Origin of the sequence: Xenorhabdus szentirmaii DSM 16338 (assembly GCF_002632585.1) — a bacterium.
Lineage (GTDB): Bacteria > Pseudomonadota > Gammaproteobacteria > Enterobacterales > Enterobacteriaceae > Xenorhabdus > Xenorhabdus szentirmaii.
In genome coordinates this window covers 1-25,754 of record NZ_NIBV01000005.1, presented here as the reverse complement: position 1 = coordinate 25,754, position 25,754 = coordinate 1, and the positions used below count along the sequence as shown (strand labels likewise).

The window sequence follows — 25,754 nt, the reverse complement described above, 5'->3', positions numbered from 1 at the left end:
GGGCCAACTGACGTTTCAGACGCCCAATCAACGGCTGGCTGTCATGGACATTGCCTGCGGTGGCGTAAGTATCCATGATAATATTGGCTTTCCCGTCCACGGTACGGTGGTCGAGATAGAAAAATCCTGTCGGTTTGTTCGTCCGGTGCATAAAACCGCTTTCCGGGTCAGTCGTACTGACTTTTATCTGTTTTTGCCGTTCCTTGTGGGTTGGCGTCAACTTTTTTTTCCGGATTGAGCCCGGTCTTCACTTACGGCCTGTTCCAACTCGTCCAGATAGGCGCCCGGAAGAACAGGACGCTGGAGGCGCTCAGTTTTATGGGGATTGGCACTGGCTTTCAGATGGGTGCTGTCCGTATAGAGCACCCGGCCGCCCACCAAACCGCGGCGGATAGCCTGTTCGACAATATTGTCAAAAATGGACTGGAACACCTCGGAGTGGTTGAAGCGACGTCGCCGATTTTGGCTGAGGGTAGAGGCATCAGGGACTTTTTCAGTCAACCCCAGCCGCAAAAACCAGCGGTAGGCCATATTCACCTGGATCTCCTGAACCAACCGGCGTTCACTGGGGATCCCAAATAAATAGCCCAGTAACATCATTTTAATCAGCATCACCGGATCGATAGCCGGACGGCCATTATTTTGGCAATACAACGGGGCGACTAAATCTCGGATAAATTCGAAATCAAGGGCGGCATCGACTTTGCGAACCAGATGGTTTTGGGGGACGAGGTCATCAAGTGAGAGTGTTTCGGGCGGAAACGTCTGGGGAGAGGGAACTCTTAACATGGCGGCAGCTCCGTCGGGTGAACGGAATTTGATTAAAGCAAAGTACCGGATAAAAAACCAGCACTTTGTCAATAATCTGGAACCACCCGCATAGCGGGTGGTTTGTGGCTGCTGAATTAGAAAACCCGCACAGACCTCAAATCAGAACAAGCCACCACCCGGCAGCTGAGGGAAACCATCGCCAGTCTGGGCGAAAAAATAAGGGAAATACGTTATGGTCACTGACTATGCGGTAAAAAAAGCGATCCGGGTTATCGATAAAATCGATTTTATGCTCACTCCCCCACAGACAGCCAGTTCAGTGCGCTTTTCAACGGCCGGGGCGCTGACCTGATGCTGGAAATCGTTTCACTGGAGGAAATCGAACAGGGTTACCTCGGCCATGCCGGTGTCTCCGATGAAACCGCCATGTTCGAGAGCATCACAACAACCCGGATACGCCTGTCAAACACGCTGCGGGCTTTTATCCGCAAACTGAACCAGGGGCTATCAGGCACGGGGATTTTGGCCGGCCCCACCGACAACGGGCTCCCATCAGTGGGGGGCGCGGAAATTGGCCGGGTGCGTAAGGTCGGGGTGATCCCGGTAATGGCCGCCAAAATACCCCTGTCGGATGGACAAAGCATCTCGGTGATTTTCCACAGCCCCACCAGTGACAATGGCCACATTCAGAATAGTGACGTGCTGACGGCGTTCCGGTTTTTGCTGAATAAATGGGATGTCTCCCATGTTGTTGCCCCCATCAACGGGCGTGATATTTCCCTGCCTCAAGTGTGCCAGTCCCTATCAAACCTGATTGAACGCAACTCAGCGAAGTTTCAGCGACAGGCGGTTAGTGCCGTCAGGGTAAAAGCGGATATTGAGGCCGAGCTTGAGCGGGCTGAGGCACTGGAAAGACAAAAAGTAGCGCTGATTGAACAGGGGGATGCGCTACAGCGGGGGATCGATAACAAACAATCTGAGCACGCCAGTCTGTTAAGACGTTTATCTCAGCAGCAGGCTATCAACGATACATTACGCAATCAGCGAGCACAGTCGGAAAGCCTGCTGAGCGAGCTCACAACCCCAAAAACACAAAATAATGCCGCCCCCCTGATATGCCGGTCCGTGATAACGGCAGCGCAAGCAATGAGCTTAACGCAGCGGATAAAGCTGCGTCAGACGCCATCACCTTCCAGCAATCCATCCTGAACCTGGAGAGTCACGATATTCAGGCACTGGCCGGTATTCGGGCGAAGACCTGTGAGGCTATCGCTGCCCTCAATGCAGCCACGGTGTACGAGGAAAATGCCGGGCTGGTCAGTGATGCGGTGAACCACCTGTCGGGGTTTCTGGCGGCGGTGGCCCGATCTTCCATGGCTGGGGGGCAATAACCATGACATTGTCGCCACTGGAAATTTTGGACCTTCAGGATCAACTGTCAGACTGGCTGAGCCGATTGGTCATCGAAGATCCGCTCACCCAACTCGATATCCAGGACGAAATCACCGTCATTATGGCGAAGCTGGGTTATGGCCTGTTCAGCACGAATGCCTTTATCGCTGTTCTTGAAAACCTTGAGCCTTACGTCACAACGTTTATCACGATGCCCCAGATTTGCGACGGCGCGGATCGCTGGTGGGAAAAAACCGGCAAGCAGTTAGCCGCCTGAAAAAACTGAAAGGAATGACAATGGACAACGTCAGCAAAGAATACGCCCCCAGATGGATAAAAGAAGCTTATAAGTATATCGGGGTGCATGAAATCAAAGGGGAACAACATCATCCCGCTATTTTGCAATGGTGGAAAGAGATTAAACGTGGAGGGATCCGTGATGATGAAACTCCGTGGTGTGCCGCTTATGTGGGAGCGTATGGGTATCCGATCAAGCCGGTTTGAATCAGCAAAGTCTTATCTTGAATGGGGAATGCCCTTAAAAAAGCCTTATTATGGCTGTGTAGCCGTTTTCTCGCGGACAGGTGGAGGTAATGTCGGTTTTGTTGTCGGCGTGGCTGAGAATGGCGATGTGGTGATTTTAGGGGGTAATCAGTCAGATGAAGTGAATATCCGATCATTTCCGGGATCAAGGGTGTTGGGTTATCGGTGGCCGTCAAATGAGCCACTAAACAGTACGTTATTTTCTTTGATAATTGCCTACTGATCAGAAAGTGAAGCATAAGCGATAAGTAAAGAAAGCTGTGAGTTAAGTATGGTGAGTTGTTTAAACAAATTTCAAGCTTTAGAGCTATATCTTAGCTACACTCACAAAAACAAAATATGTTTTTCAATTAATAATTTTTTATTATTAATTGAAAAAGTAGTGTGGGATTGATGATAACTGATTTTAGTTATCCACAAATCCACAAGGCAGATCCAATATTAAGATCCTTTGAGTACCTAAAGTACCTTTAAAAGATCCCGGATAGCTGTAGCCCTTCTATTATCATGCTTTCGAGCGAACACGGTGTATTCTAATTGGGCTTTGGTGTATTCTAATTGGGTTTTTGGTGTATTCTAATTGGGTTTATGAGTGTATTCTAATTGGGTTTACGAGTGTATTCTAATTGGGTTTGAAATAACAAAATGTGGACTAAATTGTGAATAACAGTAATGAAGATAATCAATTCTTACCGCCAACTGAATTTTTGAATACTGAAATGCCAATTTTATCATGTAATACAACAACTAGTGTACAACCAAATGTATTACTCAGAACGGGTGTTTTCACGCCTATTGGCAGAAGAAGCTCAACAAAGTATGTAGAAATGGATCTTTCAGAAGATCTTAGGGACTTAGAGCTTTGTCAAAAAGAAGGCTATGATCGAGTAAGTGTCCGTGGTGACAAGTTAAACGTAGAAACTGACTTTAAAGTATGGTGTGGAATTGTTTTAGCGTTTAGTACTTATGGTGCAAAATCGAATAAAATTACTTTAAAGTTTAGTGAATTTGCTAAATTCTGTGCGTATCCAAGCCGTAGGTTTGATAAAAATCTCAGAAGACAGATTGGTGAGTCATTAGGCCGTATACAATCTCAAAGCCTCTCATTTATTCGAAAAGGTGCCACTAAAGGGGTTCATACAGGATTGCTTTTAAGAGCCGAATATGACGAATTTGAGGATGTAGTGTCTTTAATGGCGGATGAAAATTTATGGGACCTTTATCGTCTAGATTATCAGGTTCTTGTTAGCCTTAAGGTGTTGGATAAGTTACCTAGAGCTGAAGTCGCTCAATGTCTCTACTTGTATTTTGTTGCTCTTCCTGAGCGACCTATTCCTATATCTTTTGAGAGGTTCAGGGAACGTTTGCAATTAAACACCTCTGTAAAAGAAGCTAACCGAAAAATTAAGACAGGTATTCAAAAGCTTGAATCAATTGGTTTTTTGTCAGGAAATTTTGTTAGAAAAGATGGTGAAACTTATTATGTCGTAGATACAAGAAACAAAAAGCTGATTTCTGGAAAACCAGAACAATGATGATGGTGTATTCAAAAAGGGTAAAGCGGCTTGATAGGCTTTTTAGGTGTATCCTAATTGGGTTATTACGTTGTTTTTAGATTGTTTTTCAAGCTTCAATGACTTTCGTTACTTAATTGGTGTGTATTACGTGAGCATTAACTTATTGTGAAGCCCAATTAGAATACACTCTTTGCTGGTTTGACTAGCTAATACAATGAAAGTGTATTCTAATTGGGTGGCATGTTATTCCTACTCATGCCAGAGTAATTGGATCTTCTACAAGGTGATCAAAATTAGCAAAATCCACCGTAAACCCTAGCCCAGTGCTGGCGAGGATCTAAGGCGGATTTTGCTAACCTAACTATCTTCATCTTTATGGCTAAGCTCGGCTTCCAGCTCTTCAATACTTGGCAAACTGGATTTCAAGTCTTCTGGTAAGGTTCGGGTTAATTCATAGTCTGAAATGCCAATGGGTTTTTGTATTCCACGTAATGCGTATTCCGCCAATATCTGATCCTTGGTTTGGCACAAAATCAAACCAATAGTAGGTTGATCGGTAGGATGCCGTAGCTTGTCATCGACTACAGAACAATAAAAATTCATCTTACCTGCATGTTCAGGTTTAAACTCTCCTCGTTTCAATTCAATAACAACAAAAGCTCTCAGCCTCAGATGATAAAAGAGTAAATCGATATAGTAATCTTGTTCGCTTACAGTTATTGGATATTGTCGCCCAACAAAAGCAAATCCCTCGCCAAGTTCAAGCAGGAATTTTTCAAGGTGTTTGAGCAGCTCTGTTTCCAATTCACGTTCTTTAAAGGGTTCTGACAGAGTGAGAAAATCAAAAATATAAGGATCTTTTAGAGTTTGCTGTACCAACTCGGATTGAGAGATGGGCAACAGACTTTTGAAGTTATTCACAACTGCACCTTGTCGGGTATAAGCATTATTTTTTATCATTTGTAGCAGAGAATCACGGCTCCAACCCTGTATCAGCACCTGTTCTGCATACCAAAATCTCTCTGTTTGATCTTTTATCTTCTCAATAAGTAGGATGTTGTGTCCCCACGGCAATTGTGCCACAACCTGTGGCACAATTTCTGAAGTGGCTTTTTCATTCCCATTTGATAGAAAGGCGTATTCTCGATAGAATCGCAGCATCCGTTTTAGATTTCGTTCGGAGAAACCTTTTACTTCAGGTAACTCATTAGCAATATCTCGTGCTAGTTTAGGAATGATCCCCGCTCCCCACCCCTGTAGCATCTGGCGCTTATGGAGTAAGTGGCCAATGTCCCAATACATTTGAATGAGTTCCGCATTAACGGTTTGAACCGCCCTCAACTGACCGCGGCGGATACGTTCTTTTACATCAATGAGTAATGAGGTATAAACTTGTAGTTCTAATGTCATAATCTACTTTCTTTTTTAATGACTTATAAACAGAATAGGCTTTCTATTTTTTGCTTATTTTAGAATCTTTAGAGATAATCGTCCAAATTAACATCAATTAGCTGTTGGTTTTCGCGTTCTTTTGCCAATCTGGCAAGTTCTTGATCATCAATTAAGTCAAGCATCCTTTCGTAGGGTTCGGCAGGGACACAATAAAACGCAGGCTGATTTCTGTTCAGGATAGCCACTGGATAACCTACACCCGCATTCACAGTTGCCATTGGATTTTTTTTTAACTCGCTGATACTTGCACTTGTATCACTCAAGATAATATTTGGCATAAATCCTCACACTAAGACCTGTTAAGTAGTCTTGGTATAGAAAGTATAAGACCCTTTAACAAGTCTCTTTATTGAAAATAATTAATCACTAGTTTTACCTAAAAATAGGTAATTTTATGATTGTATCTTAAACAGATTTTCGATGTCCAAAATGAATGTTTATGATATTTTTCAAATTATTCAATTGGTTGAATCCTTTTTCCTTTGCTGCTGCAAACCGTAATTCGGATTCTAGTCTTGCTTGTTCAGCCTCTTTGTCAACACGATCACGATAGGACGCACTGGCAGCCTGATTTTTGTTGGTGGATTGCCATGAAGTACTAGAACCTAAAAATGCCTGTCGCTTAAAAAAGTTAGTGAGTTTTTTCCTAAACTCACTGCGTTCAGCATGTTTAATGTTTTCGCTTTCTGCATAATCAAGCGCGCCCGTTCAGCAAGGGCCGTTGCACTTGTTTTTACATTCACAGAATTTTGTTCCGGTTTAACCGGAATACTCTTTTTCTTTTCTTCTTGTTGGTCTATAACTTCGACTTTTCTTTGTCGGTCATTTTGATCGGGGGGTACAGGTTGCATTTGTGGTTTGAATTTGCATTGAAATGCCTCTGTAATACAGTTGATGGCCTTGCGAATATCTTTATGCTGAAATTTTTTTATGGCTTTTATGCAGTCCAGGGCAACTTTGAGAAATAAATCGGTGAATTTGTATTCTGTCGCTTGTTGGCCTGCCTTCGGATCAAACACATAGGTTTTCGTCAGTATGCCAGCGGATACCGCTTTGTTTAAGTTACGACGCACTGTCGCAATGGAAGCTCCACATTCTATACTGAGGTTACGTTTTGTTTTGTATATTTTGTACTCGGATGTCGATGAGGCTACCCCAGAGACGACGGATAAAATTTGTTTGGCTGGACGGGAAAGAATATCAACAGGCAAGTGATTGATCACAATCTTTAAGCCATAGCCTGAAATTTGCATATTTCATTTCCAATATAAGTTGTTATTACTTTCTTGTTTGCATACCTGAAAGTACCGCCTAATCTATGAGGTGGAAAGAAGAGCGTCAGCTGAGAACTGGCGCTTTTTTTTCGCCTATACATTAATTGCTGTATACTAATACAGTAGTATGATGAATGTTCCTGTAAAACAAGGACAACCCTACACGGAATTTGGCTCTCAGATCAATATATTAAGTTATAAATTATTTATTAACTTATTCATTTATATAGTAAATACTATTGATTTATATATATATTTTGTTTTTTTTGTTTATTTTTATTTAGAATTTCAACTTATACGATGTTGTAATTTGTCAGAGATGTGTTGACATATCCTAGGGTAGGCATTATGTTAGAAAAGCAGTAATAAATCCTACTGCTGGGATTGGAACCCCAGATAACTATAGAGAGGCACAGACGCACTCGCGTCTTTTTTTGTGTCAGTGCCTTCGCACACCCGAATTATGGTGGGCGGAATGGGGCAACCGAAAGGTTGGCCGGTAGACTCTCTATAGGCCGGTAGTTCCAACTCCATTCAGCTCACCGCCAATCCGAGATTGGAACCTCGATGGTGGTGATTAAAATAACCACTATAGAGAGATTTCCGCCATTATTAATAATAATCATTCCACACACCCTTGCCCAAAATCCTATAAATTCCTGTTTTATGCGCACTTACGTGCTGATCAAGAGTCAATGCCTGAGCGTGTAACCATCAAAGCGGGATCGTTGGATGAAGCCCGCCGTATTCTTGCTCCGCACTATGTGCTTACCTATGCTGGCCGCGTCCCTGTTTATTCAGCATGATGTTTGATCAAAAGCTTGAATTAATGGCTGTCGGCTGAAAATACCGATTAAAAAATTTCGTCATGAATATTTCCTGCATGATTTGATGCAAAACGTCCCAGATTGGCATTCTGCGGCGTTTCTATCACATAAATCTAAGAGCGAGGTCTATATGATTACTGATGACGCTAACACAGATACCCTACTTACCCGCCATGAAAATATTGTGAAGGCATTTTCAGCGTTTGCTCATTCACTGCCTGTTGATCATGATCTGAAAGGGTTAATGTTTTTGTTAGCAGATAATTTGAATGCGAGTTTCATCACGATGAAAGACTATTTGCAGAGCGATGAAGATATCTGAGAGTGATTGACATGGATAATTTCAGTTCTGTTTGCAGCGTTAAAATTGAACAAATCGATCGATTCGTTTATATTAATTGAATCGAACTGTCACTTATGAGGAAACATTTATGGATGCTCTTTCTGCCAATGAAGCCAAAACCCAATTTGGCGACATGCTGCTCAAAGCACAGCGCGCGCCCATCCAGATAAATAAAAATGGAAAACCCGTGGCGGTGGTTATATCAATGGATGAATATGCAAGTATTGAAGTGCTCAGACTAAAATTACTCCAGTCTAGAGCCGTTCAGGCCAGCATTGATATCAAAGAGGGTAACATCCTTGATGGAGAAACTTTTTTTAATGAGCTGAGATCAGGGCTGCATGATTAATCATAATGAAAAACTATCGACTAACCCCGGATGCACGGGCTGATCTGATTGAAATTCGTCGCTTTACCGTAAAACAATGGGGTCAGGCACAATCGGAAAAGTACCTGTCCGGCCTTCAGCAAACTTTATGTTTGCTGGCAATAACGCCTTCTTTGGGAAAAGAAAGACCGGATGTCGGGGCAGGAGTATTGAGTTTTCCCTATGTCAGTCATGTCATTTATTACTTGCTCCGTGAACAGCAACCGGTTGTCTTTGGCGTTTTACACAAACGTATGGTGCCCGTGAATCATCTGGACGGACGTGAGGGGATATGATTGACCTTAAATAATGTTTGCTTTTCTTGTTAGAAGAAAGCCCAAAAATTAATTGATGATGTTGACTATTGGGCTTGATTTTTAAAATGGATCAAAATATATTAAATTAATATGAAAGTATATTTCAACTCTGTTTAAAAATTGAGATTATCTATCACTGAATTTGAAAAGCAGTAACACTGTTTTTATAGCAAGCAATAACTTCAATAGTAGAATTACTCGCCAATGCAGTTATGAGTAAATCAATCGTTCCTTGTCCTTCAGACTCCTGAAAATTATACCAGAAAGGTACTTTTTCATACGCGCCAAAAGAAGCATAAAAATGTCTTCCATCTTCATCTACAGTTATTTTAGTTATTTTACCACTAATACCCGTTTCACAATTATATGCGTTAGCATTATTTATTGATAATATAGAAAATATAAATGATGAGATTATCATTATCATTTTTAATGTTTTCATTTTTGCACCTTTGTAACTTTAATTTTTAAGAATTTTATTTATCGATATAATTAATTTTGATGTTCTAATTGAATTTTTTTGAATATAATCTAAAAGCAATGATCTGGTTATTATGACAAGATTCAACTTTTAACATTAAGTTTTCTCTAAATCCAAAAGATAATAATCTAAGTGCATATAATCCTTCGTAGTCGTCAAGATTTCGCCACATTTCAACATTTTCCATATTCCCAAAGCTAACGGAAAAATGGCGACCATCTTCAAGTACTTTTACATCTTTTATTTTTCCTTTGGAGTTTATTAGACAATCATTAGCATGAGATTGTGTTATTAATGTCATTGATAATATCAATGGAAAAATAATAATGATTTTTTTTATGAAATTCATTTTTCATTCCTTTTGTATAATATATAAGTTATTTTTAATTTGATTTATAAATTAAATTTAACTGTAAATATCAAACCCTTTAATATAGCTGTCATGACACTCGTTGACACGTAAATAGTAAGGTTTATTAAGGCTATTCATTAACAAGACAAATGCCGTTCTTCCTTCTGGTTCTTGTAAATTACGCCAAATTAAAATCTTTTCATGAATTCCAAAACTAACGCCAAAGTGATAAGCATCAGGGTCTATCTCTATACTTTTTATTTCACCATTTATTCCTGGTGTGCAGGAGTCTGCTCTGACATTCGTTATAAGAAGCATTGAAAGAATAAATAAAATAAAAGTAATAAATATTTTTGATGATTTCATTTTATATTCCTCTATCATCATAAAATGATATAAGTGTTTTTTACTTGGTAGGTTATGTATCTTGTAATAATCACTTGTAAATTTTGAAAGATAGAAACTCGTACTCTGAATCGCAGCTTTCAATTATAATATTGGATTTTGTTATATACGCTGAATTAATCAAATCAAGAACTCCTTTTCCTTTTAAACTGTCTAAATTCGAACTGGACATAACACCGCTACCATTGTCAATGACAATTATAAATTGATATTCGTTGTCTCTTAGTCCTATATTGGTTATTTTACCTTTGTCTCCTACTCTACAAATTAGGCTGGCATTGGCTGTTGTTATAAAAAATAATAATGTGGATATTAATATTGTAATATTTTTCATTTTTAATTTTCCTGTTTTTATTTTAATGTTTTATTATGTTTCTTGTTTTAATTTTTAATAATGATATGGGATTTATTTAAATGCCTTCATCAGGTAATGAATAGATGATTTCAGTTTTTAAGTTATCATAAATAAGTCAAATGACAATTAAATAAATTTTTTTTTAAAATAAAAAATAGCTGTCTATATTAAAAATAAAATCGTAATTTTTGAGGGGGATTTAACCAAAAAAACCTCGTCTTAATGTTAGGCGAGGTATAAATTACCTTTTTCAGCTAAATTTCGGCGGCTTTGATGCTTTGAGCGAAAAAATAGGTGTCTGGCTGAGTGAGGCGGAAGCGCGTTGATGAGGAGCGGGCTGATAGCGTGTCATCTGGCCTAACGGGAGCAGGCTAAAATCCACGTTGCCGACGGACTCGAAAATAGCGTCAACGGTCTGCAAGTCACTTTCGGTTTCCATCTGCAACAGGGCGTTTTTTTGTTCTTCAGACAGGAAGATCGGCAATTTGTCGATGGCGGACCGGAGATAACGCTGACGCAGGTTTGTCTGGCGCTGTGCAGCGTCCAGCATCGCATCCTGTGCCTTAATTTTTTGGTTCAGCGCCAACAACTGGCCGGACAGCATCAATAATTCCCCTTCCGCGGTCTGGGCACGGTTCACGGATTCAATCATCATGTCGTGTTCACGCATTTTTTCAAAATGGCCGGCGAGGTCAAGGGCGGCGCTCACGAACGTCCGGACAATGTGGCTTTGCCGGTCTGACACCGATTCCGCCATCATGATTTCACGGTCAAGGCTGATGTAGTTGGGGGTTGTGGCATAATCAAAACCATAGAAACGGCGGACAACGGATTTCCACGGACTGTCAGCGCCCCCGGTAACCCAACTCCATCCCCCGGCCCGGGAGCGTTCCATGCCTTTGACAATGCGGCCGGTATCCGTATCTAACAGCTCCTGCGTATGGGTCACAATACCGGCATCATCAATACTGACAGCCACGGTGCGGTGAGACAGCACATTATCCAACGCCACCGGTTTACCCTCGACCATGATAAAGCTGGTTTCCGGCAAGCGTAGCTCTCCCGTGCGTTTGTAATATTCTTCGCGGCGGTTATGGCCATAAAAGCCATAGAGTTCCCCGAGTGCCATCCGTTCCTTCACTTCGTGGCTGTCCAGTGAGGCTTTCACCGAGCTGAGGACATAGTTTCGGGCATTTTGTGGGGTGTGTTTCCGCACATTCTCAATAACGGAAAAGTGGTCTGTGACGGTGGTTAAATTATTCATGGTTTTCCTTAAACGTCGGCACAACGGCGAGTTAGTGAGTAATAAAGGCAAAGAGGGCTTTCAGTTCGTCATGACTCAGGGAGTCAATATCGATTTTAGGCGGGCTGGCTGGGGCGGATTCCAGCATGTCACTGTCCCCGTTATGTCCTGCATGGCATTGAATTCCTTAATCATAGTCTTAGCCGTATCGGGATCAATTTCCATGATGTCGACCAGGGTGTACTGCATGAAGGTGTCTGAGCCGCTCATTTTCGGGTTATTGATTAAGGCATCAACGACGGTCACCACCTGAGCAGAGTAGTTCGCCCGGTTGTCGAGTTCACGGTTACGTTGCTCTTGAATGGCGGTATTCAGGGAATTGAAGGTGATTTGGTAGGGGCGGTCATTGGGCGGAAACACCTTGCCGTATTTGAAGGCACAGTGAATATCAATGATGCGATGGATAGCCTCCGTGCAGCCGTGGCGTATCCAGTCACTGCGTTCAGCCGCACTGCTGGAGGTTTGCAGCCATCCCCCTTCCTCCAGACCGCCGCTCATTTGATTGGCCCAGCCCAGCATTGTGGCATCGATACCCAGCGAGGCCGCCAGCTGGCGCAGGTGAAACATGACATCTTCGATCCCGGTAATATCGGCGGGGATGGTTTGGGTATCAATCACAATGCCGCCTTTCCCGTCGCCCATCACCGGGATCACATGGTTCATCACCGTCGGCAGGGCGTTACCGTTTCGCATCCGGCGCTGAATTTCGACTGCATTGCGTTTTAATCCCTGGGTCACGGAGCGGGTATAGTTGGCGGCTTGCGCAGGATCTAAGGTGTTGGTGGTCAGGGCCACAAGACGGTCAATTTTGGCCGCGTTATTGCGGGTGGCTTTCAGTGCCTTTAAGGCATCACACAGGTTAACGAAGGCCTCATAGGCATGCTCAAGAAAACTGGCGCCGTAATTCTGGGTTTCCCGTAGGGGGATTGGTTGATGGATGAAAGCAGGCTGAACCCTTTGCTGCCGTAAACCATGGGCCGGTGGTCATAACTGGGCACCCACGTGGGCAACTTCATGGCAATGAGATCCCACGGTTGCGCCAGGACGCGCTGATACGTCTCCGGGTGCAATAAAAAATCACCGGTGAACCCGGCCAGCTGGCCACCCCGCACAAATTCCTGCACAAAATGCGGCAGGGTATGAAAGTCACTGTTCAGCGCAATAATGCCTTTGCCCTTTTCGGCATAGGAACGGAGATAGGCGGTGCCGAGCACGGTCATGATGCGCGCCCAGTTGGGTAGGTTGGTATTGATTAATTTCCCCAGATCACCTTGCAGGGCTTGACAGTGCTGGCTGAGTGCGGTGTCAGAGGTGTCTTTGGGGCAATCGTGATGATGGCTCGGGATTTTTTGTCCATGCTTAATGCATTGGCGATATGGATATTCAGGGCCGCGGCCACGGTCGGAGATTTGGCCATCATGCTCAACATGGCATATCTCGACAGCCGTTCTTCAGGCAGTTGGGCACTGGCAGGGATTTCATCGCCGGGGGCGGTGAACACATCGGGATTGGCCGGTTTATTTTTGTAGGGCGTGATCCCCGAACGGGCAACGATAGCCCCGCGATTGCCGGCGATAGGAATGCCGTGCAAGTCATCATGGCCCGCATGAGCCGGCAGTAACTTACGCAGAATGTCGATCGGCGACCACGACGTTTTGGATTTCACGGTTATTTCCCGCCAGTCATAAATTAAAGGTTTACTAGGCAGTGTCCCTTAATATAAATTGAGAGTATTATCATCTCATTAAGTTCATGACTGGAAAAAGATGATGGCACGTTATGACATTCCCGATGAAGCATGGATATTGATAGAACCGTATTTGCCACCCCGCCATTCAAAGCGGGCAGGACGTCCCCACGTTGAACACCGTCGAGTGATGAACGGAATGTTTTGGGGTCTTTGTTCAGGGGCGCCATGGCGCGATTTGCCTGAACGTTATGGCCCCTGGAAAACGGTTTATAACCGATTTAATCGCTGGTCAAAATCGGGCATTATCAGCATGATATTTAACCGATTATTATCCATCCTTGATGAAAAAGGCTTAATTGACTGGGATGCGATTTGTCTGGATGGCAGTAATATTCGCGCCAGTCAAGATGCCGCTGGAGCCCAAAAAAACATCCCGATATCGCTGGCGATCATGCGCTGGGTCGCTCACGCGGTGGTTATGGCACCAAAATCCACTTGGCCACAGACGGAAACGGGTTCCCTCTCAACATCATGTTGACGGCTGGGCAGGCTCACGAAAGCCAATCCGCTATTCCTTTACTTGATGGCATAGGTATACAACGTAAAAATGGTTTCATGAAACGGCGTGGCAAGGCGGTACTGGCAGATAAAGGTTATTCGGATAGAAAACTCCGCCATTATCTTCGTAAACGGAGAATTAAAAGCATTATTCCTTATAAAATCAACGAAAAAGGCCGTTCAGATGGCCGCACGCAATTTGATAAACAGGCGTATCGTAACCGCAATGTTGTTGAACGCGGCTTCAGTTTTCTTAAAAATAATCGGCGTATTGCCACCCGTTACGAAAAAACAGCCCGAAACTATTTATCCATGGTGAAATTAGGCTGCATTCGGCTCTTTTACAGACGATTAAATAATTAAGGGACATAGCCTAGAATCGCCCATTCTATTGAACCTTTATTTATAGGTGTGAACATTGGTGAATACCCCAACCTCCTTCAGTACCAAGACGTCTTTATTCTTCGGTATAACCAGTATTAAGGAACTGATTGCCGTTATCCGTTCAGCCTCATTAAAACGCCCGCCGTCTTTGGCATTACGAAGCAAGCGGGCGTGAGCATTGAGCGAACGCGAAAACAAGCGAATGCGGCGGCGATGGCGTTGTTGGATTCGCTCCCGCCGGATGTTGACGGGCATCAGCTCACGGCGGAACAGCGCCAGATCTTGGCCGGTTATACCGGATTGGGGGGCATTGGTGGCTCGGAATATGAGTATTATACTCCCCAGCATGTCGCCGCCGGCATGTGGGACATGATAAAAGCCTACGGTGCCGATACCGGCAATATGCTTGAGCCTTCCGCGGCGACCGGGGTCTTTCAGGAAACCAAGCCGAAAGGGGTTATCTGTACGTCAACCGAAATCAGTGACATCTCCGGCCGGATTAACCAGCTGTTGCACCCGGAAGATCAGGTTTCTATTTCCCCGTTTGAAAAGCTTGCTGCGAATACCCCGGATGATTATTTTGACAGCTGTCTGGGCAATGTGCCTTTTGGTGCCAGCCGGGGTGGGTTTGCCCATTTCGATCCGGAATACTCAGACGTGAAAAATGTGGGCGTGTATTTTGTGCTGCGTATTTTGGACAAAATCAAGCCAAACGGATTGGCTTGCATTGTGGTGCCTTATGGCATGACTAGCGGGAAAACGTACACCAAACTCCGTGAACAGGTTTCCCGTAAGGCGGAGTTTCTCGGGGCGCATAGCCTGCCGTCAGGTACATTTGAAGAGAACGGCACTGCCACCGCAGTGGATATCTGGATACTGAGGAAACATCCCGTCAAGCTGGCCGAAAAAATTCTGCTTGCGGAGGATCCGGCACTCAAATCCGCCAATGTGCTGTGGAATACGTATCTCACGGGCAAATGGTTTGAGCAGGACGGGCGAAAATTCCAGCACGGTGAATCCAGTATTGAAGGCTCAGGAAAATTTAAACGGCTGGTGGTGAAAAATGACCAGATAACCGCCGGTGAGATGAAGAAAAACTTAGCGCATAAATTCGAATCACGGATCGATTGGGACGCACTGAACCTGATAGAACCGGCTTTCTCCTCCCTGGCAGAAGGCGAAAAACGGTTTATCAATGGCCGCTGGTATCAAATGGACGCCGGCCGGCTGGTTTATGATGCGAGCGCCAAGGCAACGGAGCTCAATCCCGATCGTTACGGTGTCACGACGTATGAAGCACTGTCGGCGCACCTATCCACCCCGGAAGGGGTATTGAGCCTCAACTTTGCGCAGATTTCGGCTATCGCAAACGATTATCCGGAAACGCTCCCACCGGAATACCGCGCAATACTCACGTTCTCTCAAGGCCAGTCGCCGGCCGTGCGTGAAAAAGCCTGGCGCGGTTCCCTCATCGGAAAGCGCATTGCGGCCATGCAGGATTTAATGGCATTCGGCGCGGACGGGGAATATCTGGAGATCGTCCGCACTCAGGTCGAACAGCTCATCCAAAATGAGCTGGCGCGCGGGGGAAATCCCCACGGTGGCCGCCGTGTGAAGGTGTCCGGGCAGGGCGGGGCAGACTGGTTGAAATTTAAAGCTAGTGTGACCCAAGACGGCCGGTTGTCTGACCTGGTACAGGGCACCCTGGATATCGGGATTCAGGAGGCCTATGACCGTACCGACCCCGAAGCGGTCGTTCGGCACCTGTTTAGCCAAATCGACTTAGATCCGGTCACCTTGGCTGAATTTCGGGCGCATTACACGGGGGAGCTGCCGGCGAATGACGATGCGTTGTTGGCATTGCTTGCCAGTAAAGACGGGGTGGCGATTTCTGCCGACGGCCATGTTTTGCCGATGGACAGAGCCACCAGTGGGGATACTGGCCTGATGAACAGCCAAATCATGGCCATCTTGCCGTATGCCCGTGAAGGTGCCGTTAAAGAAAACTACCTGCGCCAGCTGGCAGAAATCAAACATAAACGCCAATGGACGGAGGTGGATAACATCTCGTTTTCGCTGAACTCGCGTTGGATGGATCGCCGCCTGATACTGGAGTTTTTAAACGAGCAAGGCTATGACGCGCTGAAATATGTCGAAAAAGTGGAAGTGGAAGACGGACAGCTGGTCTCGGATCTGGATTATCGCGGCAAGAATGGGGTCTTTGTCGGGTACAGACACAAAACGGTCATGACCAAGGATAAGGAAACGGGCAAGGTCATTCCGCAGTATAAACGGGTCAGGGACAAAGACGGGTTTGCCGATCAGCTTGAAAATTACCTTAACGGCAGCAAACCGCGTGGGCAGAACGAGGCCGCTCATATGGAGCGGATCAAACGACTGGAGGACGATTTTAACGTTTGGATCCGACAGCATGATGAGATTGATGGCCTGGTTCAGCAATATAACGATGCGTTCAATGCCTATATTCCTTATGAGCATTCTGGTGCGAGCCTGAATCTCAGTGGCATTTCTGGGAAACGCATTCCTTTTGGTTATCAAAACGCCGAAGTCAGGCGGTTATCAGAAGATGGTCGGGGAATTTTGGGTTTTGGCACCGGGTTAGGGAAAACAACCACCGGTATGGCCTTGGAAGCCTATAACTTTGAAAATGGCCGCAGCAAGCGAACGCCGATTGTGGTGCCGAAAGCCGTCCTGGAAAATTGGTATCACGAAGCGCAGTCCTTCTACAGCAAGGAAGCCTTAAAAAGCTTCTTATTCGTGGGCTTGGATGAGATTTTTGATGATGAGGGTCGTCACCGTCAGGTGCCGGTGCTTGACGCCACCGGCCAGCCGGAGTTGGATAAAGCAACCGGGCAACCGGGCAACCGCGCTACCGTAACGCCATCAAAATCGCCAGCAGCGCCACGATTAAAGAGCGCATGAACAGGATCCCGCAGTCAAATTATCGCGCGGTGGTGATGACGAAAGAGCAGTATGCGGCCATTCCGTTGCGAGAAGAGACAATCAATGACCATGCGTATGATGTGTTGTTTGCGATGGCTGAATCGGGGCGTGTCAACCTCGACGGACAAAAGCACCGGGATGCACAGAAGAAAAACAGCATCCTGGCGGATGGCAGTAATACCGGCAGTCAGAAAAAACAGGATTACCCCTATTTTGAAGACATGGGCTTTGATAATGCGATTATCGATGAAGGCCATAACTACCGTAACAGCTATTCTGTCGGTCAGGAGGCGTCACAGCTGGCGTACCTGCCAACGTCAGCACTGGCGAAATCCGCCCGTGATATGGCCGTCAAGAATGCTTATCTGATGCGGCAGAATAACGGCCGCGGGGCGGTGATGCTCACGGCGACGCCCCTCGTTAACAGCCCGATTGATGCGTTCAATATGCTGTCGCATATCGTGCCCATGGAGGAATGGCAACGCATGGGCATTTACACGCCGGATGATTTTGTAAAGGTGTTCGGGATGACTGAGTATGTGGATGTGCAAAAAATATCGGGGGAGATTGAAACCAAGCTGGGGTTAGTCGGGTTCCAGAACCTGGATGGCTTACGCGGCATCTTCCACCGCTGGGCGACGCTGAAAGAAGCGAAGGATGTGTCCAGCCCCGGCGGTGGTCACGCAGACCGAATCCGTGCCGATGACGGCCTATTAGCAAGCGGTATATGAAGAGCTGCGTGAGCGGGCGGAGGCGTTATCCAAACCGAAAATACCGGGCCTGGATGAGGACGGAGACAAACCAGACGATTCCATCTTTTCAATTATCCGGGACATGGACCGGGTGTGTACGGATCCAGATTTATACAATTGCACTGTGACATTCCGGTTTCATCACGCCCATCAGGCGGCGGTTAACGCGTTGCGGGAGGATTTGCCCATCAGCGTGACGGAAATGGATGAGGATGAAGATGACACCCTCACGGCCAGTGCCGATGCGGTGGTGCGGGAAGAGGGGAATTTGTGGCCTTGGTCGTTTCAGAATTATACGAAATGGAGGTGATTAAGCGCTTAGCGATGTTTGGCTTGAGTGAATATGATATTTCGCACCCCATCCCGCCAAAATACTCGAAGCTGATCGCGAACCTGAAAAAAGAGATGGCGGGAAGCAGATCATTTTTTCTGATGAAAAAACCCAGCATGAAAAATTACGTCGTATGCTCGCCCGGGCGCTGGGCATGAAACGGGAGGATATTGGCATCCTGAATGCCACCACGGTGGCACAGGCGGCTAAAGCCAATACGAAAAAACTGAAGAAAGTGAAACGTCCTGCTGAACCGAAAGAAGACGCGACCCCGGAGCAGCTGGCGAAATATGACGCGCAAAAAGCCGCGTTTGATGAATATGTGGCCGCCCAAAATGAGATTTCGCTGAGCGGGATAGAAAAAATTGCCTCGGGCTACAATGAAGGCCGAACGCCGATCATTATTTGTAATAAGAAGGCGGAGGTCGGCATCAACCTGCATATTGGCACCACGGCGATGTACCACTTAACCCTCCCCTGGACACCGGCTTCACTGAACCAGCGAAACGGCCGCGGGGCGCGTGTAGGATCCAGTAGTGAGAGCGTCAAGGCGTATTACTATTGCGGTAAAGGGTCATTTGATGAGTTTCGGTTAGACACGATGCAACGCAAGGCCAATTGGATCACCGATATTCTCACGTCAGAGGCGGCAAAGATGGCGAATGCCGATGCCAACAGCGCAGAAGAAATGCGGTTACTGCTGGCCTCAGATCCCGAAGCGCGGGAGCGTATCCGCCGCGAACAAATTGAGAAAGCCGAAACCTTGGCCCGTGAAAAAGCCAAACAGCGGGCAGAGATTGATCTGGCGAATTATCTGAAGGCGCAACACGCTAGCAAAGGAAATGCCCAGTCGGTCGAAGACACCCTTCAGGCCAGCCAGGCCAAAATGGTAGCGGCGCAAGCCAAGCTGAACCAGGAGGCGTATCAGTCGGCGCAATCGCAGAAAGAACTTAAAACGGAGATTGCTCAATACAAGGATGTCATCACGAAACAGGAACGTTTACTGACCCGGATGCGTAAATCGGAGAACCTCATTAAGCGGTTACGGCCAGAAATCAAACACGCGATTGAGGCCGGTTATTTAGACGTTGAATCGGATATTTTAGATCGTGGGTCTGAATATTATGTGGCAAAAGATAAACGACGCTTTCGCACAGGGCGGGTTTATCACTGCTGGATGCTCAGGAATCAATACAGCTACCGTAAGGATGCGGCTCAAGGCCATCAATATTGATACCGGTCTCGCCGCCGTCGAGCAATTATGGTGTGATGAATACGATGCCACACTGCATCAGTCGGTAACCCTCCCGGTGACGAATTTAGCCGCTGAAGCTGATTTTTCAGAGAGCGAAGTGGCCTTAAAAACCTGAATGTTTGGGGGTGTACATATTGAAAACGTGCCATCACGCCTGAATAAGCAACAATTTTCCCACTATCTTAAATCCGGTGATTTATTCTTAAAAGACAGGGGAGTGGTTTATAGAAAGGAGGGGGATTTTCAGGCATACGACTTATACCACACATTATTGAATGATAAAAAAACGTGGTTGCAAGAGAATGCGGACAACATTGTCTACCCTGATTCTGGCGATGACGTGTTGAAAACCAAAGTGGCTGAATATTACCGGGGACATCGTCAGTCTTCTTTGGTTTCTGGATTGGCAACGGCGCTGTTCGGTGATCACTATCAAACGGCGATGGCCGGTTATGGCGAAACCGCTAGCCCGTCATTGATTACGGAGCTGATTACAGAATACCTACGCAGTAAATTGAATGCGTACAGTGATGATAAAGCCAATATGCTGGGGACGGGAACGGAGCAGTTGGCGCAGTTCTTAAAGACCGGGGCCTACGATGCAGCCCGGTTTATCAGCAGTGCCTTAGGGTGTAAAACGTACCGTGCGCCGAGTCAGTATCGCAATGCCGAGGATTTTGAACGCGAATTGTCACAGCAACGCCAGATCATTGCAGAGCGCATAAACAACACGGTTGCTGGGCATGGAAAGGCAGCCGCTCATCAAGCCTACCGGATGTTTACCTCTGCGTTAAACGCGAATCTGGCCACCGTGGTCGAACGCGTTCAGGCCTTTCCGGGGTATCAACGCTTTGACGCCAATTACACACAAGACAGCGGGGTGTTTGCAACGGATTTCGCCAACTTATTTGCTGATGCGGTGGCGCTGGGCTTTATTGAAGGACTCGAAATCACTGAATCCTTGTTTTTGATGGTTCAGCAACGTGACGAATTGGTCGATAAAATCCACTCACGCTACAGCAAATCACGCTATGAGGCCACATTCTGGGATAAAATCCAAGTGAAGGCCGGCCTTCTCACGCAGGAGAGTGTGGATCACGCCAATGCGGAGAAAGCCCGACTCGAGCAGGAAGCCCAAGAAATCCGCGTCGCCCAGTTGGAAAAAAACATCATGGTGAAAACCAACAGCACGGCTATTCGCGGCGGCAAGGGCGCTAACCGTTATGATTACGCGCCGGATGGCTGTTATTGCCTGAATGATACCCGAGGCAAAGCGGGCGCACTGTTTGAGGTCAAAGAGGAACTGAAAGCGGATTTTGACGCTAAGTACTACAATGGCCGTAATCCGGGTGATGAATTGGCCGGCAGCTGGTGGCTTATTTCAAAAGCCCATGCGTTGGATGACATTTTATCGGTGATTCAAAAATACGAACAATGAATAAGGGAGCGGCGCCCTGTCTGGGCGCATTAAAATCAATGACGACACTGATTGACACTATTCAGCCCCCAGAAGCCTATCTGGAAAGCGTGTTGGCTGAAGCTATTGGGACAAAGACAGAGCACGCGTATGTGGAATTTTACATCACCAATCTGATTACCCGCCTGAAAAAAGAACCGCGATTATACCGGGCGTTCGGTGCCTGGTGGCCGGGTATGAAATCGCTGATTATTGCGCAGGGCGAGCAGGCGTTTGGGGGCCTGGTTGATACCGATGTGGCCGCGATTTATACCCTGAGCCGCCCCGCGTTGATTATCGTGGCCGCCCACCTTTATTCGAATGAGCGTTTTGAAAACGGGGCGGTGTACGCCAATGACCATACGCTTGAGGTGAACGAGGCGTCTGGGGATACCGAACCTTACCTGTGATGCGGAGATGGAAGCGATGATTCAGGGGAGGGGAAAATGAGGAATAACGCCCAGGATACCCCTAAAAAGCGCTATTACAAACTGGATGAACTGAGGGCACTGGCGGAGGCGCGGGGATATGCGCTGGATTTTAATGCTTATCTTAAGGTGTTCGAACTAAGGGATAAGCAGCACCCGGATAATTGGTGCTGGATTGTCCGGCCGGAGAATGGGGTGAAAGTGGGGCGAACCCGGGAATGTCCGATACCAGAATGGGATGACATTATGGATTTCAACATCAACCGCCTTAAGGCGCGGGCTGAAAATAACATCCCCCTGATTTAATGGGGAAAATTCGATATTTTTATTGAGGTTTTTTTTAAAAAACGTTTAGAATTTATTTTATTTTTATAAAAATAAAGATTTAGTATTTCTTTTAACGCGTTGCGTTGATATTTACGTAAAACCCGCCTTCATTCAGGCGGGCAGGTTTCGATACGGTTAAAAATGGGCAATATAGTCAGGGGGTTGGAGTAAGAATGCTGAGGGCTTCCGAGGAATGGTATGGCAATTACTGCAAGAGGACTAAGAAGAAAGGGCTGTGCACTCAGAGTAAAACATCTGTCACGAATAACGCCCCGGTAAACTGGGACAAACCCAATAACAAAGTCCGTTCTCCCCATGTTGTTGCGCTGGAAAAGCTCCATAAACATCCTGAATTGCTGAAGGGTAATCAGGAGCATTACGCCCAGATTCGCTTTTTTCATTACTGTGAGTTGCATACGCCCGATATCTATCAGCGCTTGCATTCGACGCCTAACGGTGGGTTACGGCACAAAAAAACCGGTGAACACCTCAGAGCGGAAGGACAACGGAAAGGGTATCCCGACGTTTCTCTTGATTTAGCCAGAGGCCGCTATCACGGTATGCGCCTTGAATTTAAACACGGCACGAATAAACCCTCAAAAGAACAAAAACACTGGCTGAATACGTTATCAGAGGATGGCTTCTACTGTGTGGAGGTCTATGGTGAACACGAAGCAATAGAAGTGGTCACTCAATATGGGTGTCTGGCAGCCGGGGAATCCCTGAGTGCGCATCAACATGATCATTTGTGGAAGGAGCAAGGCGATGTAATTTAATGAAGAATTATTCTATGAATGGTTACAGGTCAACCTTCCCTTAAACGTCAGTCCACGAAACGGAAGGTGGCTCACTGTATGGCCTGTCTGCTTGAACTCTCTGTCGAAAATCCAGGAAAAAAGGTATGGGCGCATCAGTTATTTGAACGGGCCAACATCAATAAAGCGGGCCTGCATTACGCCGTGGGTGGGATAAAAAACTTATGAGCCATGATCCGGCGGGCAACCTCTGATTATGCGCAGGATTTGTCTGAGGAACAAAAATCCATTCTCAACCGTCTTTTTGCCGCGAAATGGCCAACCCACTCAGAGCGCCCTCATGGGGAAAGCACCCCGAATGTCAGGCTAATGGATTACCCGGCCGCGTTGAGCCTCATGATCCGGCGAGATTCCCGTGTTTATCGAATGAACTGGGCGGGGGGACACGTGAAATTGCACAGTGATAAACGCAGGAAAGACGACCGTGCCGAATTCTTATTTATCTCGCCGGAAGGTATCTCGATTTCCTGGCACCCTTCTGTTCAGGATCAGCTGGCCGATAACTGGGCGGTCTGTCGTGCATAATCGGGTTTATCTGGTGCGCCGCGGCGATATCCATTAGTGAAGTGGGGCGGGTCATCATGGATGGACGCCGGCAGAGAGTGCGTGAGTGCTTTTTCATTTTTTAAATAAAGAGTTAGTTAGAATATATTTTTTGACATGGCAACGAAATCCTATTACTTCAATGTCTCGTTCAGTCATCCAGGGCTGGAAACCCAATCCGTGATCGTCAAACATCCGACGCCAAGAATGACGCATCATAGGCTATTGGAAGCCAGAATGAGCCTGGGTATCCGAGCCGATGCCACCACGATTGGGGTGAGTTTTTTGGGCAAAATGACCGAAAAGCAATGGAATGAAGAGCGATAACGGCCTGATATCGATTTACGGTGTGCTGGTGAGGGTGAATGGGCGATTTGAGCTTACTCTCCCATTCCATTCTTATCTAACTGGCGACGCCGACGTTTTTACCGTCATTGTCACTGTTAATCAGCAGTTCCGTTAACTTCTGGCGCATATCTTTCATCTGATTCTGTCGGGCCACCGTGCGGGTGGCGGTCAGCAGCTCTGCGGCGTCCGTTGTCGGCTGCAATAATTTTTCGGCATCCGGCATAAACGGAATGGTGGCAATGGGGGAAAGGGCCTTGTTGGTCTGCTCGCCAAAATATATCATCCGGTAGCGGAAATACCCTGCCCAAGGCTCCCATGCCCCGGTTTCAAAATGCATAAACCAGGCGCGCGAGTCATGAACCTGGTCGTCAAAGAGTCCGACAATATTGCAATAATCCTTATCCTTTGATGGTTCCCCGTTTTCCTGAAAAAGTAATTGCTTGTATTTTTCGCCCGCCGCTTTTATTTCGGCATATTCCACTTCTTCATCATCGGAATTGAGTAAGTACATGGTGTACTTGGGAATGACATCCAGCACCATGTACAACGGGCGATCATTGAAATTGCGAATATGGTTGTGATAGTCCGACCGGAATTCAGCTGCGGCCTCTGAGAGCTGGGTTTTATCCCGTTTGCTTTCAAAAAGCGGTTTGCCTGCCAGGTACTGTGCCGACACGGGGCGATTTTGGGCTTTGTCATCATCCCGTTTACTGACGGCTTTGTTCACCGCGTTATTCTCAGCTTCACGTTTTTCTTTTTCCTGGTCGATGGTGTTCTTATCCCATTCTTCCGCACTGCGAAAAAACAGTTGCTGTTGATAGTGACCTTCCGCATAGCGGTTGATACGTCAGGCGGTCATCCAGCCCATCTGCTCCTTGATGACCTCTTCCAGCCGGCGATTAATATTGACCGGGGTGTACTCGTCATTATTGGCCTGTGTGGTGTGTGAAATTCCGAGGGTTTTTCGCCATGAATTAAAACGGTCGACAAGGGCATTGTTGACTGTAAATTCATCTAAATTTTCGCTAGACATGAGATAAATTAACGGTGAACTGTTAACGATATTTTCCAATATGGGGCTGACCTTGAGGGGCGCGCCAGCCATAAAGGCGGCAAGATACATATCATGCAACACGATTTGCGAGAGGATTTCACTGTCACGTTCCCGTGATTTTCCCTGGTCGTTGACGGGGTAGCCGCCCCCGATATCGGAATGCATCCCCGGGTAGACAATTTCGACGGTATTGCCCGGGTAATGGCTGGCCTGGGTTTCTTTATTGTTTGGGCGACGAACGGAGTCAACCGGGAAACACAGGCGCTGTTCATGGGCGGCCACAAAGTGACGGCAACATCGGACAAAGTTGGGATACTGGGTTTCGTTTGGCAATTGCTGGGTGCCGTTGGCCCAGTCCATATGCCCGGTAAACGACGGCACCAAATGCACGATACCCACCGAGGGAACGGTGTCCAGCACCCCTAAAAACTCGACACTTATCGGCAATCCTAACAGGGTCGGGTTATGTTTGTTTTTTGTGGTGTCGGTTAACTGACTTAACCAGCTGACGAAGGCACGGGCTTCCGCGGCGCCGCGAGAAAAACCGTAGATAAATAATTTAATGCCCAGAATTTTGGGTCTTGTGGTGACTATTTTTTCAAGAATTTGTTTGCTTTTGATGATGTTGTCCAGGGTGCTTTGGCGCCTTGCATGGCCATTATCCATCACCCAGTTGGTGGACATGGCGTCAACAAACCCACGATAATCATCATCCGAGTAATCGGGTATCCTGAGCGCGCTCAGCAACGCCCGACAAAGCATCATAATAGCCCAGTTTATCCGGTTTTCGCCGCTGGTGGCATACTTTAACCCTTCAGAGCTGTACTGGAATTCGCGAATTTCAGGAAAGGGGGTACCGACACCGGGCATGTAATAGGCAAAATACTCTTTTTCATCAGCATAGCTGGTGTCATAAAGCTTGGCGATATTGGTGGGATGCCGTGGCTCAGCGGATTTATCGTTATCTTTGTTGTTATTGGTGCCGTCAAAACAGAGGCTGATATGCAGGGTTTTGACACAGGCCATGCGTTTTTTTATCAGTCCTTTGATATGCCCAATTTTCTTTGTTGCGTCGGCGGTAATTGCCGACAAGTTGGGCGTGAGTGAGGTTTAATCGTCCGCCCTCGGGAAACGGGGGTGGGGCAAAGAC

At 46.4% G+C, this 25,754-nt stretch carries 34 protein-coding genes and 2 pseudogenes; 20 read left to right on the top strand and 16 right to left on the bottom strand.

Going from position 1 to position 25,754, the window contains the following annotated elements; genetic code table 11:
* A pseudogene (locus Xsze_RS22980) lies at positions 1–789 on the bottom strand (transposase); the annotation flags it as partial.
* Positions 790–1,122: 333 nt separating this feature from the next.
* On the opposite strand from Xsze_RS22980, the gene Xsze_RS20830 reads away from it, so the two are divergent.
* Positions 1,123–1,980, top strand: coding sequence for a defense against restriction DarA-related protein (locus Xsze_RS20830; protein ID WP_051462555.1), 858 nt, complete (start codon positions 1,123–1,125; stop codon positions 1,978–1,980).
* Here the strand turns inward: Xsze_RS20830 and Xsze_RS21945 are convergent.
* On the bottom strand, positions 1,947–2,171 hold the full coding sequence (locus tag Xsze_RS21945) for a hypothetical protein (RefSeq protein ID WP_038241286.1): 225 nt from the start codon (positions 2,169–2,171) through the stop codon (positions 1,947–1,949). The two genes, Xsze_RS20830 and Xsze_RS21945, sit on opposite strands and share 34 nt — an antisense overlap.
* On the opposite strand from Xsze_RS21945, the gene Xsze_RS20825 reads away from it, so the two are divergent.
* From Xsze_RS20825 to Xsze_RS20815, 3 genes and pseudogenes are all read left to right on the top strand, one after another.
* Complete coding sequence (locus tag Xsze_RS20825) at positions 2,165–2,440, top strand: hypothetical protein (RefSeq protein ID WP_038241287.1); 276 nt, start codon at positions 2,165–2,167, stop codon at positions 2,438–2,440. The two genes, Xsze_RS21945 and Xsze_RS20825, sit on opposite strands and share 7 nt — an antisense overlap.
* 20 nt (positions 2,441–2,460) lie before the next feature.
* Positions 2,461–2,929, top strand: a pseudogene (locus Xsze_RS20820) (TIGR02594 family protein).
* A gap of 436 nt (positions 2,930–3,365) precedes the next feature.
* Entirely contained in the window at positions 3,366–4,241 is an 876-nt protein-coding gene (locus Xsze_RS20815; RefSeq protein WP_038241289.1) for a RepB family plasmid replication initiator protein, read from the top strand.
* A 339-nt stretch (positions 4,242–4,580) separates the two neighbouring features.
* Here Xsze_RS20815 and Xsze_RS20810 read toward each other — a convergent pair whose 3' ends face one another.
* The 3 genes from Xsze_RS20810 to Xsze_RS20800 form a co-directional block, all read right to left on the bottom strand.
* Positions 4,581–5,633, bottom strand: a complete 1,053-nt coding sequence (locus Xsze_RS20810; protein WP_038241291.1) for a PDDEXK nuclease domain-containing protein — start codon at positions 5,631–5,633, stop codon at positions 4,581–4,583.
* A 68-nt stretch (positions 5,634–5,701) separates the two neighbouring features.
* Positions 5,702–5,953, bottom strand: a complete 252-nt coding sequence (locus tag Xsze_RS20805; protein ID WP_038241293.1) for a type II toxin-antitoxin system Phd/YefM family antitoxin — start codon at positions 5,951–5,953, stop codon at positions 5,702–5,704.
* A 327-nt stretch (positions 5,954–6,280) separates the two neighbouring features.
* Complete coding sequence (locus Xsze_RS20800) at positions 6,281–6,928, bottom strand: hypothetical protein (RefSeq protein WP_038241295.1); 648 nt, start codon at positions 6,926–6,928, stop codon at positions 6,281–6,283.
* A 620-nt stretch (positions 6,929–7,548) separates the two neighbouring features.
* On the opposite strand from Xsze_RS20800, the gene Xsze_RS21940 reads away from it, so the two are divergent.
* From Xsze_RS21940 to Xsze_RS20785, 4 genes are all read left to right on the top strand, one after another.
* Complete coding sequence (locus tag Xsze_RS21940; protein ID WP_339352215.1) at positions 7,549–7,755, top strand: host cell division inhibitor Icd-like protein; 207 nt, start codon at positions 7,549–7,551, stop codon at positions 7,753–7,755.
* A gap of 151 nt (positions 7,756–7,906) precedes the next feature.
* Positions 7,907–8,098 carry a hypothetical protein gene (locus Xsze_RS20795; RefSeq protein WP_038241297.1) on the top strand — a complete coding sequence of 64 codons (192 nt, stop codon included), beginning with the start codon at positions 7,907–7,909 and terminating at the stop codon, positions 8,096–8,098.
* Between the two features lie 109 nt (positions 8,099–8,207).
* A complete protein-coding gene (locus Xsze_RS20790; protein WP_038241299.1) occupies positions 8,208–8,468 on the top strand; it encodes a type II toxin-antitoxin system Phd/YefM family antitoxin in 261 nt (86 codons plus the stop codon).
* A gap of 5 nt (positions 8,469–8,473) precedes the next feature.
* Positions 8,474–8,782: a type II toxin-antitoxin system RelE/ParE family toxin gene (locus Xsze_RS20785; protein ID WP_038241301.1), complete on the top strand. Its 309-nt coding sequence runs from the start codon at positions 8,474–8,476 to the stop codon at positions 8,780–8,782.
* A gap of 154 nt (positions 8,783–8,936) precedes the next feature.
* Here Xsze_RS20785 and Xsze_RS20780 read toward each other — a convergent pair whose 3' ends face one another.
* The 8 genes from Xsze_RS20780 to Xsze_RS20745 form a co-directional block, all read right to left on the bottom strand.
* Positions 8,937–9,245, bottom strand: a complete 309-nt coding sequence (locus tag Xsze_RS20780; RefSeq protein WP_038241309.1) for a hypothetical protein — start codon at positions 9,243–9,245, stop codon at positions 8,937–8,939.
* A gap of 64 nt (positions 9,246–9,309) precedes the next feature.
* Positions 9,310–9,633 carry a hypothetical protein gene (locus tag Xsze_RS20775; protein WP_038241311.1) on the bottom strand — a complete coding sequence of 108 codons (324 nt, stop codon included), beginning with the start codon at positions 9,631–9,633 and terminating at the stop codon, positions 9,310–9,312.
* Between the two features lie 57 nt (positions 9,634–9,690).
* Positions 9,691–10,002 (bottom strand): hypothetical protein, encoded by a 312-nt coding sequence (locus tag Xsze_RS20770; RefSeq protein ID WP_038241313.1) that lies wholly within the window; start codon positions 10,000–10,002, stop codon positions 9,691–9,693.
* Between the two features lie 70 nt (positions 10,003–10,072).
* Positions 10,073–10,375, bottom strand: a complete 303-nt coding sequence (locus tag Xsze_RS20765) for a hypothetical protein (RefSeq protein WP_038241315.1) — start codon at positions 10,373–10,375, stop codon at positions 10,073–10,075.
* Between the two features lie 271 nt (positions 10,376–10,646).
* The gene (locus tag Xsze_RS20760) at positions 10,647–11,660 is read right to left on the bottom strand and encodes a hypothetical protein (protein WP_051462557.1); all 1,014 of its coding nucleotides are present in this window, start codon (positions 11,658–11,660) and stop codon (positions 10,647–10,649) included.
* Positions 11,661–11,735: 75 nt separating this feature from the next.
* Entirely contained in the window at positions 11,736–12,341 is a 606-nt protein-coding gene (locus tag Xsze_RS20755) for a hypothetical protein (protein WP_143707603.1), read from the bottom strand.
* Positions 12,342–12,541: 200 nt separating this feature from the next.
* Positions 12,542–12,919 carry a hypothetical protein gene (locus Xsze_RS20750; protein WP_051462559.1) on the bottom strand — a complete coding sequence of 126 codons (378 nt, stop codon included), beginning with the start codon at positions 12,917–12,919 and terminating at the stop codon, positions 12,542–12,544.
* A 32-nt stretch (positions 12,920–12,951) separates the two neighbouring features.
* Positions 12,952–13,365, bottom strand: coding sequence for a hypothetical protein (locus Xsze_RS20745; protein ID WP_099139184.1), 414 nt, complete (start codon positions 13,363–13,365; stop codon positions 12,952–12,954).
* A 103-nt stretch (positions 13,366–13,468) separates the two neighbouring features.
* Here Xsze_RS20745 and Xsze_RS20740 point away from each other — a divergent pair.
* Positions 13,469–14,310, top strand: a protein-coding gene (locus Xsze_RS20740; RefSeq protein ID WP_099139183.1) for an IS5 family transposase whose coding sequence is annotated in 2 segments (ribosomal slippage) — positions 13,469–13,811 and positions 13,811–14,310 — 843 coding nt in all. Because the reading frame shifts where the segments join, the coding sequence is not laid out codon by codon here.
* A 36-nt stretch (positions 14,311–14,346) separates the two neighbouring features.
* On the opposite strand, the gene Xsze_RS22300 is transcribed toward Xsze_RS20740, so the two are convergent.
* Positions 14,347–14,679, bottom strand: coding sequence for a hypothetical protein (locus tag Xsze_RS22300; protein ID WP_167331025.1), 333 nt, complete (start codon positions 14,677–14,679; stop codon positions 14,347–14,349).
* Positions 14,680–14,700: 21 nt separating this feature from the next.
* On the opposite strand from Xsze_RS22300, the gene Xsze_RS20735 reads away from it, so the two are divergent.
* The 11 genes from Xsze_RS20735 to Xsze_RS21930 all read left to right on the top strand — a co-directional run bounded on the left by Xsze_RS20735 (position 14,701) and on the right by Xsze_RS21930 (position 23,529).
* Entirely contained in the window at positions 14,701–17,274 is a 2,574-nt protein-coding gene (locus Xsze_RS20735; protein ID WP_244431865.1) for an N-6 DNA methylase, read from the top strand.
* Positions 17,271–18,026, top strand: a complete 756-nt coding sequence (locus tag Xsze_RS20730; RefSeq protein ID WP_051462565.1) for a DEAD/DEAH box helicase family protein — start codon at positions 17,271–17,273, stop codon at positions 18,024–18,026. The genes Xsze_RS20735 and Xsze_RS20730 overlap by 4 nt, the downstream gene beginning before the upstream one ends.
* Before the next feature lie 291 nt (positions 18,027–18,317).
* Complete coding sequence (locus Xsze_RS22295; RefSeq protein WP_169924460.1) at positions 18,318–18,536, top strand: hypothetical protein; 219 nt, start codon at positions 18,318–18,320, stop codon at positions 18,534–18,536.
* Complete coding sequence (locus tag Xsze_RS20715; RefSeq protein ID WP_051462568.1) at positions 18,533–19,612, top strand: helicase C-terminal domain-containing protein; 1,080 nt, start codon at positions 18,533–18,535, stop codon at positions 19,610–19,612. Before Xsze_RS22295 ends, Xsze_RS20715 begins: the two co-directional genes overlap by 4 nt.
* A 238-nt stretch (positions 19,613–19,850) precedes the next feature.
* The gene (locus Xsze_RS20710) at positions 19,851–21,071 is read left to right on the top strand and encodes a hypothetical protein (protein ID WP_143707601.1); all 1,221 of its coding nucleotides are present in this window, start codon (positions 19,851–19,853) and stop codon (positions 21,069–21,071) included.
* Complete coding sequence (locus tag Xsze_RS20705) at positions 21,068–21,499, top strand: hypothetical protein (protein WP_051462570.1); 432 nt, start codon at positions 21,068–21,070, stop codon at positions 21,497–21,499. Before Xsze_RS20710 ends, Xsze_RS20705 begins: the two co-directional genes overlap by 4 nt.
* 36 nt (positions 21,500–21,535) lie before the next feature.
* Complete coding sequence (locus tag Xsze_RS20700) at positions 21,536–21,823, top strand: hypothetical protein (protein WP_038241358.1); 288 nt, start codon at positions 21,536–21,538, stop codon at positions 21,821–21,823.
* 194 nt (positions 21,824–22,017) lie between these two features.
* On the top strand, positions 22,018–22,620 hold the full coding sequence (locus Xsze_RS20695; protein WP_051462571.1) for a VRR-NUC domain-containing protein: 603 nt from the start codon (positions 22,018–22,020) through the stop codon (positions 22,618–22,620).
* A gap of 18 nt (positions 22,621–22,638) precedes the next feature.
* Complete coding sequence (locus tag Xsze_RS21935; RefSeq protein WP_143707600.1) at positions 22,639–22,827, top strand: hypothetical protein; 189 nt, start codon at positions 22,639–22,641, stop codon at positions 22,825–22,827.
* A gap of 3 nt (positions 22,828–22,830) precedes the next feature.
* Positions 22,831–23,184 (top strand): Thoeris anti-defense Tad2 family protein, encoded by a 354-nt coding sequence (locus Xsze_RS20690; RefSeq protein ID WP_038241361.1) that lies wholly within the window; start codon positions 22,831–22,833, stop codon positions 23,182–23,184.
* Between the two features lie 135 nt (positions 23,185–23,319).
* The gene (locus Xsze_RS21930; protein WP_143707599.1) at positions 23,320–23,529 is read left to right on the top strand and encodes a hypothetical protein; all 210 of its coding nucleotides are present in this window, start codon (positions 23,320–23,322) and stop codon (positions 23,527–23,529) included.
* A gap of 76 nt (positions 23,530–23,605) precedes the next feature.
* Here the strand turns inward: Xsze_RS21930 and Xsze_RS20685 are convergent, their stop codons facing one another.
* On the bottom strand, positions 23,606–24,394 hold the full coding sequence (locus Xsze_RS20685) for a T6SS phospholipase effector Tle1-like catalytic domain-containing protein (protein ID WP_422645810.1): 789 nt from the start codon (positions 24,392–24,394) through the stop codon (positions 23,606–23,608).
* 3 nt (positions 24,395–24,397) lie between these two features.
* Complete coding sequence (locus tag Xsze_RS20680; RefSeq protein WP_143707598.1) at positions 24,398–25,696, bottom strand: T6SS phospholipase effector Tle1-like catalytic domain-containing protein; 1,299 nt, start codon at positions 25,694–25,696, stop codon at positions 24,398–24,400.
* Positions 25,697–25,754 lie beyond the last annotated feature (58 nt).